Below are 15,403 nucleotides of genomic sequence, written 5' to 3'. Positions count from 1 at the left end.
GCGGCGGCGACAGGCAACAGCGCTCCGAGGCCGATGGGCCCGAACGGGAAACCTATTGTTCAGCCACGGGTGCTGGCAGCATCGCTGCCGATCGGCCAGACTTCGTTCCATGCTCCGTTTCCGCCCCGTCGTCTGGCTACTCTGGCTCGCAGCGATGCTGCTGCCGCTGGCACCGGCATATGCCGCCAGCGCGAGTTACCGCTACGACACAGTGCACAGCCAGATCGTTTTCAGCATCAGCCACGATGGCTATTCGCGTCCGTTCGGTCGGCTGCACATCGCCAAGGGCTGGCTGCGTTTCGATCCGGATGACTGGAGCACGGCCGCCACCGAACTGGATATCGATCTGGCCAGCGTGGACATGGGCGACGCGGACTGGGACAAGGCTGTATGCAAGCCGGCCCTGCTCGATTGCGCGCACCGCCGCTATGCGCACTTCGTCAGCAGCAGCGTCGAGCGCAAGGACGATCATCACGGCGTACTGCATGGCCAGCTGACCCTGCACGGGATCAGTCAGCCGCTGAGCGTTCCGTTCACATTCAACCGCGTCGCCAATACCATCTACGGGCTGCATACCATCGCCGGCTTCTCGGCCACCGCCATGCTGGATCGCGAGGCCTTCGGCATCACCGCCAACGCCGGCTCGATCGGTCAGCAGGTCAGCGTCTGGCTGGAGCTGGAGGCGATCCGCGACGAGCACGCCATTCCCACATCGAAGGAACAACCATGAGTCTGCGCAGCAGTGATCGCCAATGGGGATCGGTCGCCAAGTTGTTCCACTGGATCATTGCGCTGGCCATCCTGGGCAACGGCACCTTCGGCCTGCTGATGGACCTGGCGCATTCGCCGATGCAGAAGATCAACTGGCTTGCGCTGCACAAGTCGATCGGACTGACCGTGCTGGCGCTGGTGCTGTTGCGCGTGCTGTGGCGCTGGGGTGATGGTCACCCACGCGAGGAGCCGGCGCCGCGCTGGCAGCAGTGGGCTGCGCGGGCCGTCCATGGTGTGCTGTATGTGTTGATCGTGGCGCTGCCGCTCAGCGGCTGGTGGTTCAATTCAGTCACCGGCAAGCCGTTGCAGTGGTTCAAGCTGTTCAACCTGCCGTCGCTGGTGGCGAAGAACGACGAGCTGCGCGGTTTAGCGCACGGTGTGCACGAATATCTGTTCTGGTTTCTGCTGCTGGTACTGGTGGCGCATGTCGGTGCGGCACTGAAGCATCATTTGTCGGACAATGACAACGTGCTGCGCCGGATGCTGCCGTTCGCGCGCTTGCGCAACGGTTCGACTTCCGAAGGAGAACGACCATGAAACGCCCTGCCATCCTGCTGCTCGCCCTCGCGCTGCCATGTGCCGCCACGGCCACCGACTACTCCGTACGTCCTGCACTGAGCCATCTGAGCTTCCAGGGCACCTACCAGGGCGCCGAGTTCTCTGGCGACTTCAAGGACTGGACGGCAGCCATAAGCTATGACCCCGCCGACCTGGCCCACGCGAAGTTCGACGTGGTCGTGACCCTGGCCAGTGCCAAGACCGGCGACGCCGATCAGGAGAGCGCCCTGCCCGGCGAGAGCTTCTTCAACGTGGCGAAGTTCCCCACCGCGCATTTCGTCACCACCGGTTTCCACCAGGACGGCAACACGGTGATCGCGGACGGCCAGCTCACCCTGCGCGGCGTGACCAGGCCGGTGAGCCTGGGCGTGGTGTTCCGCACGCAGAGCCCAGGCAGTTCCACCCTGGACGTGGCAGGACACGTGCAGCGGCTCGACTTTGGCGTGGGCAGCGGTGACTACGCCGACACCTCGGTGATCGGCGCCACCGTGAAGATCACTGCGCACCTGCAGCTCGAGCCGAAATAATCATCCGCCGCAATGCCGACTGACAACCTGTGGCAGCGCCTGCGCGGCTGGGTCAAACCTGCCGCCGGCACGCCCTTGACGCCCGCATCACGCCCTGCCGTCGCCGGCTCATCCCGCGTCGCCGACAGCCTGCGCAACCTGCTCGACGACCCGACCATCCCGGCCACGGTGCGCAACGAACTGGCCGCCGATTTCGGCCGCATCGAAAACATGCTGGCCAAGCTTGAACGCGGCGAGCTGCACGTCGCCGTATTCGGCCGGGTGTCCACCGGCAAGTCGGCGCTGGGCAATGCGCTGCTCGGCCGCAAGGCATTTACTGTTGGCGTATTGCACGGCACCACCACCGACGCCGAACACGCGGTGCTGGACGAGGCGCAACACGATGGCCTGGTATTGATCGACACGCCCGGCATCAACGAGCTGGACGGCGAGGCGCGCGAGCAGCTGGCATTCGAAGTCGCCGAGGTCAGCGACCTGGTGATCTTCGTCGGCGACGGCGATCTCACCCGCGAAGAGCTCGACGCGCTGAAGACGCTCGCCGCCACCCAGCGCCCTTTGCTGCTGGCGTTGAACAAGGCCGACCGCTATGGCGCCGACGAACTCGCGGATCTGCTGGCGCATCTGCGCCTGCGCATGGCCGGGCTGGTACGCGCCGAGGATGTGATCGCGGTGGCTGCGCGGCCAGCCGCACAGCGCGTGGTCGAAGTCGACGGGCGCGGGCACGAACAATCACATGAGCAGTCGCGCCCACCCGACGTCGCCGCGTTGCGCGAACGGTTGCTGGCGATCGCGGCGCGCGAGGGCAAGACGCTGTCGGCGATCAACGCCGGACTGTATGCCGGCCGGCTCACCGATCAGGTCAGCGCGCGCATCGCCGAGACGCGCCGGGCGGTCGCGGCAAAGCTGATCCACAACTACTGCATTGCCAAGGGCGTGGCGGTCGCGCTGAACCCGATCCCCGTCGCCGACCTGCTCGCCGCCGCCGGACTGGATGCGGCGATGGTGGTGCAGTTGTCGCGTGTCTACGGCCTGCCGCTGACCCGCGCCGAATCCGGCCGGCTGGTGGCGGTGATCTCGGTGCAACTCGCTGCGCTGATGGGCGCGATCTGGGGCATGCAGCTGGTCGCCTCGGCATTGAAAGGCATGAGCGCCGGGCTGTCGGTGGTGGTCACCGCCGCCGCGCAGGGCGCGCTCGGCTGGTACGCCACGGTGCTGATCGGCCGCGCCGCCGAACGTTACCTGGTCGCCGGCAAATCGTGGGGCGAAGCCGGCGCCAAGCGCGCCGTCGCCGATATCGTCGCCAGCCTCGATCGCGACTCGATCCTGCGCGAGGCGCGCGAGGAAATCCTCAAGCGTTTGAAGCTGCACCACCGCTGAGGAAACGGCCCACCGCCGCGGCGTCGAACGGCCAGTCCAGCTCGCGGTCGCCGCGCGCATCGCGCAGCACCGGCACACGGGTGCCGTAACGCTGCTCCAGCTCGTCGGAATCATCCACCCACACGCTGTCGAAATCCGGCGCACGCGCCTCGGCCAGCACGGCCAGCGCCAGGTCGCACAGGTGACAGTAATCGCGCTGGTACAGGATCAGGTCGGACATGCGCTTGCGAATGGACTGCCAAAGGCGGGGACGCCGCGTAGAATAACCGGTTCACTCCCTTCCCCCAGCAGCGCAGCCATGGCCGTCAGCGTATTCGACCTGTTCAAGATCGGCATCGGGCCGTCCTCCTCGCATACGGTCGGACCGATGCGCGCGGCCGCGCGTTTCGCCGAACGCTGGCTGGAAGAGAAAGGCGTGCTTGCGCGGGTGACCCGCGTGCGCGCCGAGCTGTACGGCTCACTGGCGATGACCGGCCGCGGCCACGGTACCGACAAGGCGGTGCTGCTCGGCTTCGAAGGCCAGCATCCGGACACCGTCGATCCGGACCAGATCCCCGCCACGCTCGAACGCATTCGCAAGACACAGCGTCTGCGCGTACTCGGCAAGCACGAGATCGAGTTCGAGGAGAAGCGCGACCTCGTTTTCAACAAACGCCAGAAGCTGCCATTCCACACCAACGGCATGCGTTTCAGTGCGTATGACGCCGACGGCAACGAACTGGCCACGCGCGATTACTACTCGGTCGGCGGCGGCTTCGTGGTGAACACCGACGAGGCGGCGGAAGACCGCATCGTCGCCGACACCACGGCCCAGCCGTATCCGTTCAGCAGCGGCGACGAGATGCTCGCATTGTGCAAGCAGCACGACATGACGATCGCGCAACTGATGATGGCGAACGAAACGGTGTGGCGCAGCGAGGAAGAAACCCGCGCCGGCCTGCTGACGATCTGGAAGGCGATGCAGGACTGCGTCAACCGCGGCCTGCGCTCGCCCGGCGTGTTGCCCGGCGGCCTGAAAGTCACCCGCCGCGCACCGGCTATGCTGGAGGAACTGCGCAACCAGCCGGAAGCCGCGCTGAAGGATCCGCTGACCATCCTCGACTGGGTCAACCTCTATGCACTTGCGGTGAACGAGGAGAACGCCGCCGGCGGCCGCGTGGTCACCGCACCCACCAACGGTGCGGCCGGCATCGTGCCCGCGGTCGGCCACTACTATCTGCGCTTCTGCCCGAAGGCGAACGACGACGGCATTATCGAATACCTGCTTACGGCCGCCGCGATCGGCATCCTGTACAAGGAAAACGCCTCGATCTCCGGCGCCGAAGTCGGCTGCCAGGGCGAAGTGGGCGTAGCCTGCTCGATGGCCGCCGGCGGCCTCACCGCCGCACTCGGCGGCAACGTGATGCAGGTCGAGAACGCCGCCGAGATCGGCATGGAACACAACCTCGGCCTCACCTGCGACCCGATCGGCGGGCTGGTGCAGATCCCCTGCATCGAACGCAACGCGATGGGCTCGGTCAAGGCGATCAACGCCAGCCGCATGGCGCTGAAGAGCGACGGCAAGCACCGCGTCTCGCTCGACAAGGTGATCAAGACCATGCGCGACACCGGTCGTGACATGAAGGACAAGTACAAGGAAACATCGCGGGGCGGATTGGCGGTCAACGTCATCGAGTGCTGACAGGAATCACGCCGCTCCTCCTTCGCTGATCCCGGTCACAGGCTTTCGTGCGGCGCCGATGCCTCAAGCTGCCGGCGGATGGGCCGTTGTGTGAGCGCGGCCACCAGTCGGGCCAGTTTTTCGGGATTGCGCTGCACATGGACGCGGGTGATGCGTTCGCCGTCGCTTTCGTAAGACTGGGCGGACTCCAGCTCGTCGCCGATGTAGCGCAGCACGGCGTATTGGCCGTTGATCATCGCCAGTTCGATGCGCAACGCATCCTTGTAGCGCAGGGTGGCGGCAAACAGGAGCTGGGCGATGCGCGGCCCGCCGACCATCGGCCTGGGGAAGCTGGTGACATAGCCGCCACCGTCGCCCATCAGCACCGCGGTGTCGGCCAGCATCGACTTCATGCCGGCGAAGTCGCCTTGCGCCAGGACATCGGCGAAGCGTCGCACCAGCTTCTGGTGAACCTCGCTGGGCACCGCGCGCTGCGGCCGCTCCTGGCGCAGCTGCGCCTTGGCCCGGTGCACGATCTGGCGACAGGCGGCCTCGCTCTTGCCAAGCACCTCGGCCACCTCGCCGTAATCCACGTCGAACACTTCGCGCAGCAGAAAGGCGGCGCGGGCCTCGGGAGTCAGGCGCTCGAGCACGGTAAGGAGGGCGACGGAGACCTCGTTGGAGAGCTCCTCGATGTCCTCGGGCGTGGCGGGCCATTCGGTGAGCACCGGCTCTGGCAGCCAGATGCCGACGTACTGCTCCCGCCGTGCCTTGGCCGAGCGCAGGCGGTCGATCGAGATCCGGGTGGTGGTCGCCACCAGCCACGCTTCGGCGTTGTTGACGCTGTCCTTGTCCACGGCGTGCCAGCGCAGCCAGACGTCCTGCACGATGTCTTCGGACTCCGATATGGAGCCAAGCATGCGGTAGGCGATGCCCTGCAGCCTCGGGCGCAGATCGTGGAAAGTGGCGGTGGCTGCGTCCATGGGGGAAGACGTCTGTGCCGGTGCGGTCGTGACAGCCTACGCCGATCGGCGCCGAATGGTGGCATTCGGCCCTGGCTGGCGCAGGTGCTTCCGGCCCGCCACCTCGACGAACAGGCGTCCTCCATGGGCATGGCGGCAGGCCGAAGCGATCCAGCGAAAAGCTCAGTGCTCCGGGATCAGTACCGGCTTGTTTTGGTCCTTCAGCAGCAGCACCAGGAATTTGGCCGGCTTGGTCTTGCTGGCGTTGCGGCCGACCGTGTGCATGTCGTCCGGCCCTTCGTAGAAGGTCTGCCCCGGTCCCAGCGTCACCGGCTTGTCGCCATTCAGGCCCATCACGATCGAGCCTTCGAGCACATAGACGAAGGCATGCGCGTGGTGGCGATGGACCGGATCGACCGAGCCGGGCGGGTAGGTGACCAGGATCATCTTGCCTTCCTTGCCGGGATAGTCCTTGAGGGCCTTGGTCATCAGGTCCGAGACCTTGGCCATCGGTGCTGTCGATGTGGGGGAGGCCTGCTCCGCCGGCTGGGCCGCGGCCATGCCGGAAACGAGCAGGAGCAGCAGCCCGAAGGTCTTGAATGTGTGCATGGATGTCTCCTCATGAATGGCCTGCGCCCACAGGCCGGGGTGTTGAAGATGCGCCAGCGCGGCGTCGCCGAACCGGTCGGGATTCAGGCCAGGCCGGCCTTGTCGAGCCCGTACGCTTTGTCGGCGCTGCCGGGGACGCTTGTGAAGGCGACGTTGATGCGGTTCCAGGCGTTGATCGCCATCACCGCGTAGGTGAGATCGGTGAGATCCTTCTCGGAGAACTGCTCGCGGACGAGCGCGTAGATGTCGTCCGGCACGCCGTGCGGCGGCAGCTGGGTCAGCACCTCGGTCCAGGCCAGCGCCGCACGCTCGCGCTCGGAGAACAGCGGGGACTCGCGCCAGACCGTCAGGTGATGGATGCGCAGCGGACGCTCGCCGTGAATCATTGCCTGCTTGACATGCATGTCCACGCAGAAGGCGCAGCCGTTGATCTGCGAGGCACGGATCTCGACGAGGTGGCCGATGGTCGCCTCGACGCCGCCCTGCGCTGCCTGCATGCTGATGGCGACGAGCTTCTTGAAGAGCTCGGGGGCTTGCTGTTGATAGTCGATGCGCTGGGTCATGGGGATCCTCGCTGGGCATGTGGCCATTCCTCAGATCGGCTGAGGTATCCGCTCGCGCTCGATACGCGACGGTGCCCAGCCTAGGTTCCGGACGATGCGTGCGGTAGGCACGTCGGCGGGCTCGCGGTGTTGCCCATCAGGAACCAATCCTTCGACGGTGTCACAGGCGCCACCGCCGAAACGTCTGTCAGGTATGAGCCGGCCGATGCCGGTGTTGGATGCGCTTCGCAGTAACCGGCGCGAAGCCCTGAGCCTGCCGGACCCGAACGATGACCTTTGATTCGCAAGATCACCCCCACTGCACGAACAGCGACGCCCTCGCGTCGAGCTTCTCGGCAAGTTACGCCGGCGTGCTCGCATTTATCGCCGTGGCGACCGAAGGCAATTTCGCCCGCGCGGGCGACCGCCTAGGCATCGGCCGCTCGGCGGTCAGCCGCAGCGTGCAGAAGCTCGAGGCCCAGTTGGGCACGCGGCTGTTCCTGCGCACCACCCGGCTCACCACGCTGACCCGCGAGGGCGAATTGTTCTACCGCAACTGCCACCCGGGCGTGGAGCGGATCGTGCAGGCACTGGAAGACATGCGCGATCTGCGCGAAGGGCCGCCACGCGGGCAGCTGCGGATCAGCGCCACGACGGGGTTCGGGCGCCGCATCGTGGCGCCGCTGCTCAACGGCTTTCGCGCCCGCTATCCGGAGATCGCCGTCGACCTGCTGCTCGACGACCGCACCACGGACTTCACTGCGGATCGGATCGACGTGGCCTTTCGCGACGGGCGCCTGGACGACAGTCAGGTGATTGCCAAGCAGCTGATTCCGATGCCGATGCTGGTCTGCGCGTCGCCCGCCTACCGGCGCAACCATGGGCTGCCGCGACAGGTGGAAGAGCTGGCCGGGCACAGCTGCATCAATTTCCGCATGGCGTCAGGCAGGATCTTCGAGTGGGAGTTCAAGGTCGGTGGCCGGATCCAGAAATTCCTGCCCTCGTCCAGCTGCACGTTCAACGACGACGAACTGGTGCTGCAGGCCGCGCTCGACGGCCAGGGCATTGCACAGATGGCGGGCTACCAGGTCAGCGAGCACCTGCGTGCCGGCCGGCTGGTGGCGTGCCTGGCGCAATACGCGCCCGATGATCGCGGGCACTACCTCTGTTATCCGAGCCGGCAGCAACTGCCGGGGCGGATCCGGGTGTTCATCGACTACATGACCATCGCCGTGCGCGCCCTGAACCTCGAGTGCTCGATCGGGTTGAGCCCGATGCCGTCGGCCGTCCCGAGCGAGGCGCGGGAAGCATTTGCGACGCGTACTGCTTGATCCGGCCGCTTCGCCCGCGGCGCGACGATTGGTGTGCCGCAGGCAACACCGCGAGTCCGCCGGCGGTCCTACCGGCTGCCGTTGACCACGCCTAGCATGGCCCCACTACGCGCCCCAGGCGCCAACGCAACGCGGAGGTTTCCCATGAAAATTCTCGTGATCGGTGGTACCGGACTCATCGGCAGCAAAGTCGTCGAGCGCCTGCGCAAGCGCGGCCACGAAGCGATTCCCGCCGCACCATCGTCTGGCGTCAACGCCCTCACCGGCGAAGGCCTGGACGCGGCCATGACGGGGACCGACGTGGTGGTGGACCTGGCCAACTCCCCTTCGTTCGAGGACAAGGCCGTAATGGACTTCTTCCAGACGTCGGGACGCAACCTCGCCGCCGCGGAGAAGAAAGCCGGCGTGAAGCATCATGTGGCGCTGTCGGTGGTGGGCACCGGTCGTCCTGCGTTTGCGACCAGCGGGTACATCCGCGCCAAGATGGCCCAGGAAGACCTGATCCGCGCCGCCGGCATCCCGTACACCATCGTCCATTCCACCCAGTTCTTCGAGTTCCTCAACGGCATTGCCGGTGACGGCTCCAAGGGGCAGGAGATCCATCTTTCGAGCGGGCTGATGCAGCCGATCGCCTCGGACGACGTCGCCGATGCGGTCACCGACTACGCACTCGGCGCCGCGGTCAACGGCATGGTGGAAATCGGTGGCCCCGAAAAGGCGCCGTTGGCCGCATGGGTGCAGCGCTTCCTCGCCGCCATCGGGGATTCGCGCAAGGTCGTCGCGGATCCGAAGGCGCCCTACTTCGGCGCCGTGCTGGAGCCGGACACGCTGCTGCCGGGCGACGGTGCGCGGCTGGGCGCACAGGACTTCCAGACATGGTTCGCCCGCTCGATGTTCGCCAGCCGCGGAACGGCAGCGTGAAGCTCTACTACCTGCCCGGCGCCTGTCCACTCGCCGGGCACATCGTGCTCGAATGGATCGGTGCGCCGTACGAAACGGTGAGGATGAGTCACGACAGCGTCCACTCACCGGAGTATCGAGCCCGCAGTGCCGGGGGCACCGTGCCACTGCTGGAACACGGTGACTTCACGCTTACCGAGAACGTCGCGATTCTCGGCTACCTTGCCGATCTCCATCCCGAAGCGGGGCTGCTCGGCGACGGCAAACCGCGCGGCCGCGCCGAAGTGATGCGCTGGCTGGGGTTTCTCAACTCCGACGTGCACAAGGCGTTCCTGCCGATCTTCAAGGCATCGCTTTTTCTTCAAGAAGAAGCCCTGGCCGGCGAGTTGACCCGCAACGCCAGTTTGCACATACGCACGCTGCTTGAACGGCTCGACGCGCAGCTTGCCGGTCGCGACTGGCTGACCGGGACGCGCTCGATCGCCGACCCTTATCTACTGGTGATCCTGCGTTGGACCGTCAGCCAGGACATCGGCCTGCACGGCCTGAGTCACCTAATGCGCTTCGCCCGCCGCATGGAGACCGATCCCGGCGTGCAGGCGGCCATCCTTGCCGAAGAGGGCGTCCTCGCCTGATAGGCCAGCCGGTCATCCACGATCGAAGCACGCCGAACCCGACCATGACCGAACTGAAGCCGCCGCCCGTCTCCCTGCTCGACAAGCATCTTGGGGCGGATTTCCTCCCGCTCTACACGGCGACCGTGCGCGTCAGCGGCGGTGAATCCCGACACGGCCGCGCCTCCGGCGTGGCCCGTTCCGACGATGGAATCCTCGACTTGCAGCTGCGGATGCCCGAGCAACTGGGCGGTCCGGGCGGCGGCACCAATCCGGAGCAGCTGTTCGCCGCCGGCTATGCCGCCTGCTTCCACGGCGCATTGAGTTTGCTCGCGGCGCGCGCGAACGTGACGATCCCGGATGCCGAGGTCGTCGCCTCAGTTACCTTCGGCCGCGACCCGGTCGATGGCCTGTTCACGCTTGCCGCGGATATCCGCATCGGCCTGCCCGGTGTCGACCGCGCGATCGCCGAGGAACTGGTGCGCAATACCGAGCGCATCTGTCCCTACGCGAAGATGGCCAGGACAGGGATCGAGTGCGTGGTTTCGCTCGCCCGGTGATCGTGCGGCGGTCGAAAGGGCCACTGGCGCCCGTGCCCCATCCGCCACCACTGCCCAAAGCCGGGGGGCTCGGATCGGGGAACGTCGCCGAGACCGGCATGGAACACCAACCGGCCACACCTGCGACTCGATTGGCATCCTCACGCTGATCCGCTGCATCGAACGCAACACGAAGGGGATCAGCCACCCCCGGATCTTCCCTGGTGCTGCGCGCTCCTGGACTGCGGTCGACCCCGCTCTATGCGCAACAGCCATGTGGACAAACCAAACTCACGCGTTTAGAGTGAAATTCATATTTCACTAAAATGTAAATTCGTGAAGCGCACAAGCGATCCACTGCATCAACGGGCGGCCGAGACAGCCAAGTTGCTTCGCGCATTGGGAAATGCCTCCCGGCTGCTCATCCTGTGCCGGCTGTTCCGGGGGGGCGAAGCATCGGCAGGCAATCTCGCCAAGGAACTGGCGCTGGGGCCGTCGGCTCTGTCCCAGCATCTTTCGCGCATGCGCGAAGAAGGACTGGTCAGCCAGCGGCGGGAGGCTCGTCAGTTGTTTTATCGCCTTGGCGAGACGGCCTCCACACAGCTGCCGGCTGTGTTGTCCGGAATATGCGGCGAGAGCGCTGCAGCAACGAACGAAGGAGAAGACACCATGGTCCATCCCGCTTCCACCCTTGGCGTAGTGCTTGGCCTCGCTTTCGCGAGCACCGGCGCGATCGCAGGCGACGGCCTCTGGCAAAATCCGGCCATCCACACGGCCGGGCGCATGCGTGAACTGCCGCAGGCCGCCTACCAGCCCGATGCCAAGGCCTCGTACAAGGTGGTTTTCGGCCTCACCGTGGCACCGGCCAAGCCGGACAAGATCAATCCAGGCCTCGAACGCGTCGCGCGCACCGTCAACCTGTACGCAAACGCCGGCGTGCCCCTGAAGCACCTGCATTTCGTGGCGATCGCCTCCGGAGCGGCCACCGCGATCGCTTTGGATGACGCGAACTATCGCAAGCAGTTCGGCACGGCCAATCCCAACCTGCCGGTGATCGCGGAGTTGCGCAAGGCCGGCGTGGATGTGGCGGTGTGCGGCCAAGCCGTGGCCGAACATGGCTATTCGTACGAGGCAATCGATCCGCGCGTAACGATCGCGCTGGCGGCACTGACCACCATCACCGAGCTGCAGCAGAAGGGCTATGCCCTGGTGCCGCTCTGACCGGATGCGCCGCCCCGAGGAATCCCGCCATGCGCCACCTTCGCCGCCACGCCTTCGCGCTGACAACCCTGATGGCCGTCGCCATTGCCAACGCGGCTGAAAACCCGGACTACCTGCCGCCGTGGAATCCGCCACCGGCCGGCGGCGTGCAGTTCAGCGCAGCACCGGTCGATGCGATCGCCGACCTGCACGGCGACATCGTCGATCCCCAGCTGACGGTATTCTTCGCTGGCAACCAGTTCATGGTGGTACATGACCTGATGGCCCCGTTCCGCACCGCCCATCCGCAGTATCAGCGCATCTTCGTCGAGACGTTGCCGCCGGGCATCCTCGCCAAACAGATCGAGAGCGGCCCGCTGGTGATGGGCAATCTGCGCATTGCCCTGCATCCGGACGTCTATACGGCCGGAAAGAATTCGATCGCCGAGCACCAGCACAAGCACAGCTGGTTTGCCGAAACCTACGACTACGCGCGCAATCCGCTGGCGATCCTGGTGGCCAAGGGCAATCCCAGGCATATCCGCGGCCTGGCCGACCTCGGCCGGCCGTACGCGTGAACTCACCGCATCCAACGAAGTAGGCGTATGGGCTCAGATTGCCTACTGACCGCGGGGACCCGCTGATGCAGGTCATTCCCGTGGGACCCCTCGCGCTGCCGATGGCCGGACTGCTCGTGCTGGCCGGCCTGGGCACGGCCATGGCGATCGATGGCTGGCTGCATCGTCGCGGCCGGCCGTCCACGGAAGCGGTGCTGTGGCTGTTGCTGTTGGTGGGCGTGGTGCTCGCCCGGTTGGCCTTCGTGTTGCGCTGGTGGCCCGAGTACGCGAACCATCCGTTAGCCGTGCTCGACCTTCGCGATGGCGGGCTTTCGCCGTGGGCCGGCGTGGCTGGCGTGCTGCTGGGGGCGCTGTGGATCTTCTGGCGGCGCTGGCCGCTGTGTGAACCCCTCGCCTGGGCGGTACTGGGCGGCGTGCTGGTCTGGAGCTTCGGCGGCTTGGTGGCGTCGCGGCTGGACTCGGCCTTGCACACACCGCTTCCCGCACTGGTATTGCTCGATCTCGATGGGCAACCCAGGCCGCTGCAGCTGCTGCGTGGCAAGCCGCTAGTCGTCAACTTGTGGGCCAGCTGGTGCGGCCCGTGCCGCCGGGAAATGCCGGTGCTGGCGCAGGCCCAGCGGGTGCGCACGCAGGTGCGCTTCGTGTTTGCCGACCAGGGCGAGTCGCCAGCGGAGATCCGCGCCTTCCTGGTCGAGAATCGTTTGAGCCTGGACGGCATCCTGATCGATCCGTCATCCCGGCTGTCGCAACATTTCGGCGTACGGGGGTACCCCACCACGCTGTTTTTCGACGCGCAAGGCACGTTGCGCAGCATACATACCGGCGAGTTGTCCCCGGCCACGCTCGCCGCGCAATTGCGACACATCATCCCCGACACCGCCACGACGGCGTCCCATCTACCCGGAGTCTCCCGATGAAATACTGGTTTACATTTTTGTTCGCACTGGGCCTGAGCGCCTGCGCCCAAGCGCAGGACACGGCCCACTATCCGGCACCTATCCAGGCGCTGGTCGGCCAGGGCTTGGTGATCAAGGGCCCGTTGCCGGCACCGGCGGGCTACACCGGCTATCTGGGCGACTACGGTGGTCACGCCGTGCCGGTGTATCTGCTGCCGGATCGCAAGCACGTCATGGTCGGCACGCTGTTCGATGCCTCCGGCAAGGACCTCACCCAGGGACCGCTGGAGTCCGCCAGCACGCCAGCGCTGGATGAGGCGACCTGGACGCGGCTGGGCAAGGCTAGCTGGATCGCCGAAGGCGCCACCCACCCCAAGCGCATCGTCTATGTGTTCACCGACACCGAATGCCCCTACTGCCACAAGCTGTGGCAGGCGACCCAGCCGTTGCTGGTAGGTGGTGACGTGCAGGTACGCCACATCATGGTGGCAGTGATCGCGCCACAGAGCGCTGCTCGCGCCGCGGCGGTGCTGGATGCGCCCGACCCCAAGGCGGCCATGCACGAGCATGAAAGCGCCTTCGGCCACAGCCCGATCGCCCCGTTGAAGGACCTGCCGGCAGCCACCGGCAAGCGTATCGAGGACAACAATGCGCTGATGGACAGCCTTGGCATCAGTGGCACGCCAGCAACTGTCTACAAGGATGCGCACGGCAAGATCCGGATGGCGGTCGGCATGTTGCCGCCCGACCAGATCAACGCGATTTTCGGCAAATGAGGACATGCAGCCTCGGTTCATGAGGCGCCGCCGGCGTCGCTGCTGCCCGTGGCCCGCATGACGGCGGGCTGGTGGTTGGCTGCGCGCCTTTCGGTGGCCCACGTCGGCGTCATCTGGCACCAGGCAAACTGGCGGGCATCCGTCGACAGCTATTTCATCTTGATGGGGAGCACGTCATGCAAGGCACGCCACTCACCGCGAATTTCCGGGCCGCGCCGCAGATCGGCGAGGCGGATATCCCGGCGCTGGTCGCCGCAGGTGTTCGCGGCCTCATCAACAATCGCCCCGACGGCGAAGCCGCCGGCCAGCCGACGAGCGCCTCGCTGGCGGCTGCTGCTGCGCGCGCTGGCCTTGCCTACCGGCACCTGCCGGTCGTCGCGGGAGCGATCGACGAGGGTCAGGTGGTTGCCTTTGCCCAGGCACTGGCAGACATACCCGGCCCGCTGTTGGCTTTCTGTCGGACCGGCAACCGCTCGGCCACCCTGTGGGCACTGGCCGCAGCGCGCGACGGGCGACCGGTCGAGGAGATCCTTGCCTGCACCGCCCGGGCGGGCTATGACCTGGGAGCACTGCGCCCACGCCTGCGCGATGCATCGTCCCGATGAGTACCGCGGGCCATGCGCTCGCGCGCCCAGCTGCATGCGGTCGATCAACGACCAGCTCGCCCGTACGATGATGGCCGCCCGACCTGGAATTTTTCGCGTGCGGCAGGAATGACCGCACCTTGGAGCGTCCATGGCATCCGTCCTTCTGACCCAAGCCTTGCTGGCCATCCTGTGCGGCTCGCTGGTTGGCTTCTCGCTGGCGCTGATCGGCGGTGGTGGCTCGATCCTGGCTACGCCCCTGGTGCTGTACGTGGTCGGCGTGCACGACCCGCACGTGGCGATCGGCACCAGCGCCTTGGCGGTGGCGGTCAATGCGTTTGCCAACTTGGTGCCGCACGCGCGCGCCGGGCACGTGCGCTGGAAGGTCGCGTTTGTGTTCGCGGCGACCGGCATCATAGGCGCCTACGTGGGATCGACTCTGGGCAAGGCGGTCAACGGGCAACATCTGCTGGTGCTGTTCGCGCTGCTGATGCTGGTTGTCGCCGGCCTGATGCTGCGCGGGCGGCGCGGTGGCAGCGCGAATCGCTACCCGCTGCCGCATATGAATTCCCGGCTTGGCGCCGTGGGGCTGGGCGCGGGCGGCCTGTCCGGGTTCTTCGGCATTGGCGGCGGTTTCCTGATCGTGCCGGGGCTGATGTTCGCCAGCGGCATGGAGATCATCAATGCCATCGGCACATCGCTTTTCTCGGTAGGCGCATTCGGGCTAACCACCACCATCAACTACGCCGTCTCGGGCCTGATCGACTGGCGCGTCGCGGTCGAATTCATCGGGGGCGGTATCGTAGGCGGCTGGCTTGGCACCCTGGGTGCCAAGCGGCTGGCAAGGACGCGCGGCGCGCTCAATCTGATCTTTGCCGTGGTCATCATCGTGGTCGCGATTTTCATGCTCTACAAGTCACTTCGTATCTGAGCGCGAGGAGCCTCTCATGCGGCTACTTGCTGCACGCCTCGCCAGATG

General features: G+C 66.2%; 19 protein-coding genes. 15 read left to right on the top strand and 4 right to left on the bottom strand.

The window, feature by feature from the left end:
• Nucleotides 1-109 precede the first annotated feature (109 nt).
• The 4 genes from EAH75_RS09985 to EAH75_RS09970 are packed head-to-tail and all read left to right on the top strand — an operon-like array spanning nucleotide 110 to nucleotide 3,233.
• Entirely contained in the window at nucleotides 110-730 is a 621-nt protein-coding gene (locus tag EAH75_RS09985) for a YceI family protein (RefSeq protein WP_140648477.1), read from the top strand.
• Nucleotides 727-1,308 (top strand): cytochrome b, encoded by a 582-nt coding sequence (locus EAH75_RS09980; protein WP_140648476.1) that lies wholly within the window; start codon nucleotides 727-729, stop codon nucleotides 1,306-1,308. The genes EAH75_RS09985 and EAH75_RS09980 overlap by 4 nt, the downstream gene beginning before the upstream one ends.
• A complete protein-coding gene (locus EAH75_RS09975) occupies nucleotides 1,305-1,856 on the top strand; it encodes a YceI family protein (RefSeq protein ID WP_140648475.1) in 552 nt (183 codons plus the stop codon). The genes EAH75_RS09980 and EAH75_RS09975 overlap by 4 nt, the downstream gene beginning before the upstream one ends.
• 12 nt (nucleotides 1,857-1,868) lie before the next feature.
• A complete protein-coding gene (locus EAH75_RS09970; protein ID WP_140805331.1) occupies nucleotides 1,869-3,233 on the top strand; it encodes a GTP-binding protein in 1,365 nt (454 codons plus the stop codon).
• On the opposite strand, the gene EAH75_RS09965 is transcribed toward EAH75_RS09970, so the two are convergent.
• Nucleotides 3,205-3,453 (bottom strand): glutaredoxin family protein, encoded by a 249-nt coding sequence (locus EAH75_RS09965; protein WP_140648473.1) that lies wholly within the window; start codon nucleotides 3,451-3,453, stop codon nucleotides 3,205-3,207. The two genes, EAH75_RS09970 and EAH75_RS09965, sit on opposite strands and share 29 nt — an antisense overlap.
• A gap of 78 nt (nucleotides 3,454-3,531) precedes the next feature.
• Here EAH75_RS09965 and EAH75_RS09960 point away from each other — a divergent pair, with 78 nt between their 5' ends.
• Nucleotides 3,532-4,914 (top strand): L-serine ammonia-lyase, encoded by a 1,383-nt coding sequence (locus tag EAH75_RS09960; RefSeq protein ID WP_140648472.1) that lies wholly within the window; start codon nucleotides 3,532-3,534, stop codon nucleotides 4,912-4,914.
• A 35-nt stretch (nucleotides 4,915-4,949) separates the two neighbouring features.
• Here the strand turns inward: EAH75_RS09960 and EAH75_RS09955 are convergent, their stop codons facing one another.
• The 3 genes from EAH75_RS09955 to EAH75_RS09945 all read right to left on the bottom strand — a co-directional run bounded on the left by EAH75_RS09955 (nucleotide 4,950) and on the right by EAH75_RS09945 (nucleotide 7,027).
• Nucleotides 4,950-5,876: an RNA polymerase sigma-70 factor gene (locus EAH75_RS09955; RefSeq protein WP_140805329.1), complete on the bottom strand. Its 927-nt coding sequence runs from the start codon at nucleotides 5,874-5,876 to the stop codon at nucleotides 4,950-4,952.
• Nucleotides 5,877-6,038: 162 nt separating this feature from the next.
• Complete coding sequence (locus EAH75_RS09950) at nucleotides 6,039-6,464, bottom strand: cupin domain-containing protein (protein WP_140805327.1); 426 nt, start codon at nucleotides 6,462-6,464, stop codon at nucleotides 6,039-6,041.
• Nucleotides 6,465-6,547: 83 nt separating this feature from the next.
• The gene (locus EAH75_RS09945) at nucleotides 6,548-7,027 is read right to left on the bottom strand and encodes a carboxymuconolactone decarboxylase family protein (RefSeq protein ID WP_140805325.1); all 480 of its coding nucleotides are present in this window, start codon (nucleotides 7,025-7,027) and stop codon (nucleotides 6,548-6,550) included.
• A 269-nt stretch (nucleotides 7,028-7,296) separates the two neighbouring features.
• Here EAH75_RS09945 and EAH75_RS09940 point away from each other — a divergent pair, with 269 nt between their 5' ends.
• The 10 genes from EAH75_RS09940 to EAH75_RS09890 all read left to right on the top strand — a co-directional run bounded on the left by EAH75_RS09940 (nucleotide 7,297) and on the right by EAH75_RS09890 (nucleotide 15,355).
• Nucleotides 7,297-8,337, top strand: a complete 1,041-nt coding sequence (locus EAH75_RS09940) for a LysR family transcriptional regulator (protein WP_140805323.1) — start codon at nucleotides 7,297-7,299, stop codon at nucleotides 8,335-8,337.
• 144 nt (nucleotides 8,338-8,481) lie between these two features.
• Nucleotides 8,482-9,258, top strand: coding sequence for an SDR family oxidoreductase (locus EAH75_RS09935; protein WP_140648467.1), 777 nt, complete (start codon nucleotides 8,482-8,484; stop codon nucleotides 9,256-9,258).
• Nucleotides 9,255-9,872 carry a glutathione S-transferase family protein gene (locus EAH75_RS09930; RefSeq protein ID WP_140648466.1) on the top strand — a complete coding sequence of 206 codons (618 nt, stop codon included), beginning with the start codon at nucleotides 9,255-9,257 and terminating at the stop codon, nucleotides 9,870-9,872. Before EAH75_RS09935 ends, EAH75_RS09930 begins: the two co-directional genes overlap by 4 nt.
• Nucleotides 9,873-9,916: 44 nt before the next feature.
• Nucleotides 9,917-10,411, top strand: coding sequence for an Ohr family peroxiredoxin (locus tag EAH75_RS09925; protein ID WP_140805321.1), 495 nt, complete (start codon nucleotides 9,917-9,919; stop codon nucleotides 10,409-10,411).
• 315 nt (nucleotides 10,412-10,726) lie between these two features.
• Entirely contained in the window at nucleotides 10,727-11,611 is an 885-nt protein-coding gene (locus tag EAH75_RS19940; RefSeq protein ID WP_161596178.1) for a metalloregulator ArsR/SmtB family transcription factor, read from the top strand.
• A gap of 29 nt (nucleotides 11,612-11,640) precedes the next feature.
• Nucleotides 11,641-12,168 carry a molybdate ABC transporter substrate-binding protein gene (locus EAH75_RS09910; protein WP_240046108.1) on the top strand — a complete coding sequence of 176 codons (528 nt, stop codon included), beginning with the start codon at nucleotides 11,641-11,643 and terminating at the stop codon, nucleotides 12,166-12,168.
• A gap of 65 nt (nucleotides 12,169-12,233) precedes the next feature.
• Nucleotides 12,234-13,085 carry a TlpA disulfide reductase family protein gene (locus EAH75_RS09905; RefSeq protein WP_240046107.1) on the top strand — a complete coding sequence of 284 codons (852 nt, stop codon included), beginning with the start codon at nucleotides 12,234-12,236 and terminating at the stop codon, nucleotides 13,083-13,085.
• Nucleotides 13,082-13,840 carry a thiol:disulfide interchange protein DsbG gene (gene dsbG, locus EAH75_RS09900; RefSeq protein ID WP_140805319.1) on the top strand — a complete coding sequence of 253 codons (759 nt, stop codon included), beginning with the start codon at nucleotides 13,082-13,084 and terminating at the stop codon, nucleotides 13,838-13,840. Before EAH75_RS09905 ends, dsbG begins: the two co-directional genes overlap by 4 nt.
• A gap of 176 nt (nucleotides 13,841-14,016) precedes the next feature.
• A complete protein-coding gene (locus EAH75_RS09895) occupies nucleotides 14,017-14,445 on the top strand; it encodes a TIGR01244 family sulfur transferase (protein ID WP_140648462.1) in 429 nt (142 codons plus the stop codon).
• Between the two features lie 130 nt (nucleotides 14,446-14,575).
• Entirely contained in the window at nucleotides 14,576-15,355 is a 780-nt protein-coding gene (locus EAH75_RS09890) for a sulfite exporter TauE/SafE family protein (protein WP_140648461.1), read from the top strand.
• The last annotated feature ends 48 nt before the right edge of the window (nucleotides 15,356-15,403 follow it).

Origin of the sequence: Rhodanobacter glycinis (assembly GCF_006438785.1) — a bacterium.
In the GTDB taxonomy this organism is placed as follows: Bacteria; Pseudomonadota; Gammaproteobacteria; order Xanthomonadales; family Rhodanobacteraceae; genus Rhodanobacter; species Rhodanobacter glycinis_A.
The sequence above is the reverse complement of the archived record's forward strand: the minus strand, read 5'-3'. Positions and strand labels throughout refer to the sequence as shown.

What these genes read in the sequence shown, in the direction of transcription:
- EAH75_RS09985 (WP_140648477.1), top strand. Translation starts at nt 110, where the DNA reads ATGCTCCGTTTCCGCCCCGTCGTCTGGCTACTCTGGCTCGCAGCGATG.
- EAH75_RS09980 (WP_140648476.1), top strand. Translation starts at nt 727, where the DNA reads ATGAGTCTGCGCAGCAGTGATCGCCAATGGGGATCGGTCGCCAAGTTG.
- EAH75_RS09975 (WP_140648475.1), top strand. Translation starts at nt 1,305, where the DNA reads ATGAAACGCCCTGCCATCCTGCTGCTCGCCCTCGCGCTGCCATGTGCC.
- EAH75_RS09970 (WP_140805331.1), top strand. Translation starts at nt 1,869, where the DNA reads ATGCCGACTGACAACCTGTGGCAGCGCCTGCGCGGCTGGGTCAAACCT.
- EAH75_RS09965 (WP_140648473.1), bottom strand. Translation starts at nt 3,453, where the DNA reads ATGTCCGACCTGATCCTGTACCAGCGCGATTACTGTCACCTGTGCGAC.
- EAH75_RS09960 (WP_140648472.1), top strand. Translation starts at nt 3,532, where the DNA reads ATGGCCGTCAGCGTATTCGACCTGTTCAAGATCGGCATCGGGCCGTCC.
- EAH75_RS09955 (WP_140805329.1), bottom strand. Translation starts at nt 5,876, where the DNA reads ATGGACGCAGCCACCGCCACTTTCCACGATCTGCGCCCGAGGCTGCAG.
- EAH75_RS09950 (WP_140805327.1), bottom strand. Translation starts at nt 6,464, where the DNA reads ATGCACACATTCAAGACCTTCGGGCTGCTGCTCCTGCTCGTTTCCGGC.
- EAH75_RS09945 (WP_140805325.1), bottom strand. Translation starts at nt 7,027, where the DNA reads ATGACCCAGCGCATCGACTATCAACAGCAAGCCCCCGAGCTCTTCAAG.
- EAH75_RS09940 (WP_140805323.1), top strand. Translation starts at nt 7,297, where the DNA reads ATGACCTTTGATTCGCAAGATCACCCCCACTGCACGAACAGCGACGCC.
- EAH75_RS09935 (WP_140648467.1), top strand. Translation starts at nt 8,482, where the DNA reads ATGAAAATTCTCGTGATCGGTGGTACCGGACTCATCGGCAGCAAAGTC.
- EAH75_RS09925 (WP_140805321.1), top strand. Translation starts at nt 9,917, where the DNA reads ATGACCGAACTGAAGCCGCCGCCCGTCTCCCTGCTCGACAAGCATCTT.
- EAH75_RS09910 (WP_240046108.1), top strand. Translation starts at nt 11,641, where the DNA reads ATGCGCCACCTTCGCCGCCACGCCTTCGCGCTGACAACCCTGATGGCC.
- EAH75_RS09905 (WP_240046107.1), top strand. Translation starts at nt 12,234, where the DNA reads ATGCAGGTCATTCCCGTGGGACCCCTCGCGCTGCCGATGGCCGGACTG.
- dsbG (WP_140805319.1), top strand. Translation starts at nt 13,082, where the DNA reads ATGAAATACTGGTTTACATTTTTGTTCGCACTGGGCCTGAGCGCCTGC.
- EAH75_RS09895 (WP_140648462.1), top strand. Translation starts at nt 14,017, where the DNA reads ATGCAAGGCACGCCACTCACCGCGAATTTCCGGGCCGCGCCGCAGATC.
- EAH75_RS09890 (WP_140648461.1), top strand. Translation starts at nt 14,576, where the DNA reads ATGGCATCCGTCCTTCTGACCCAAGCCTTGCTGGCCATCCTGTGCGGC.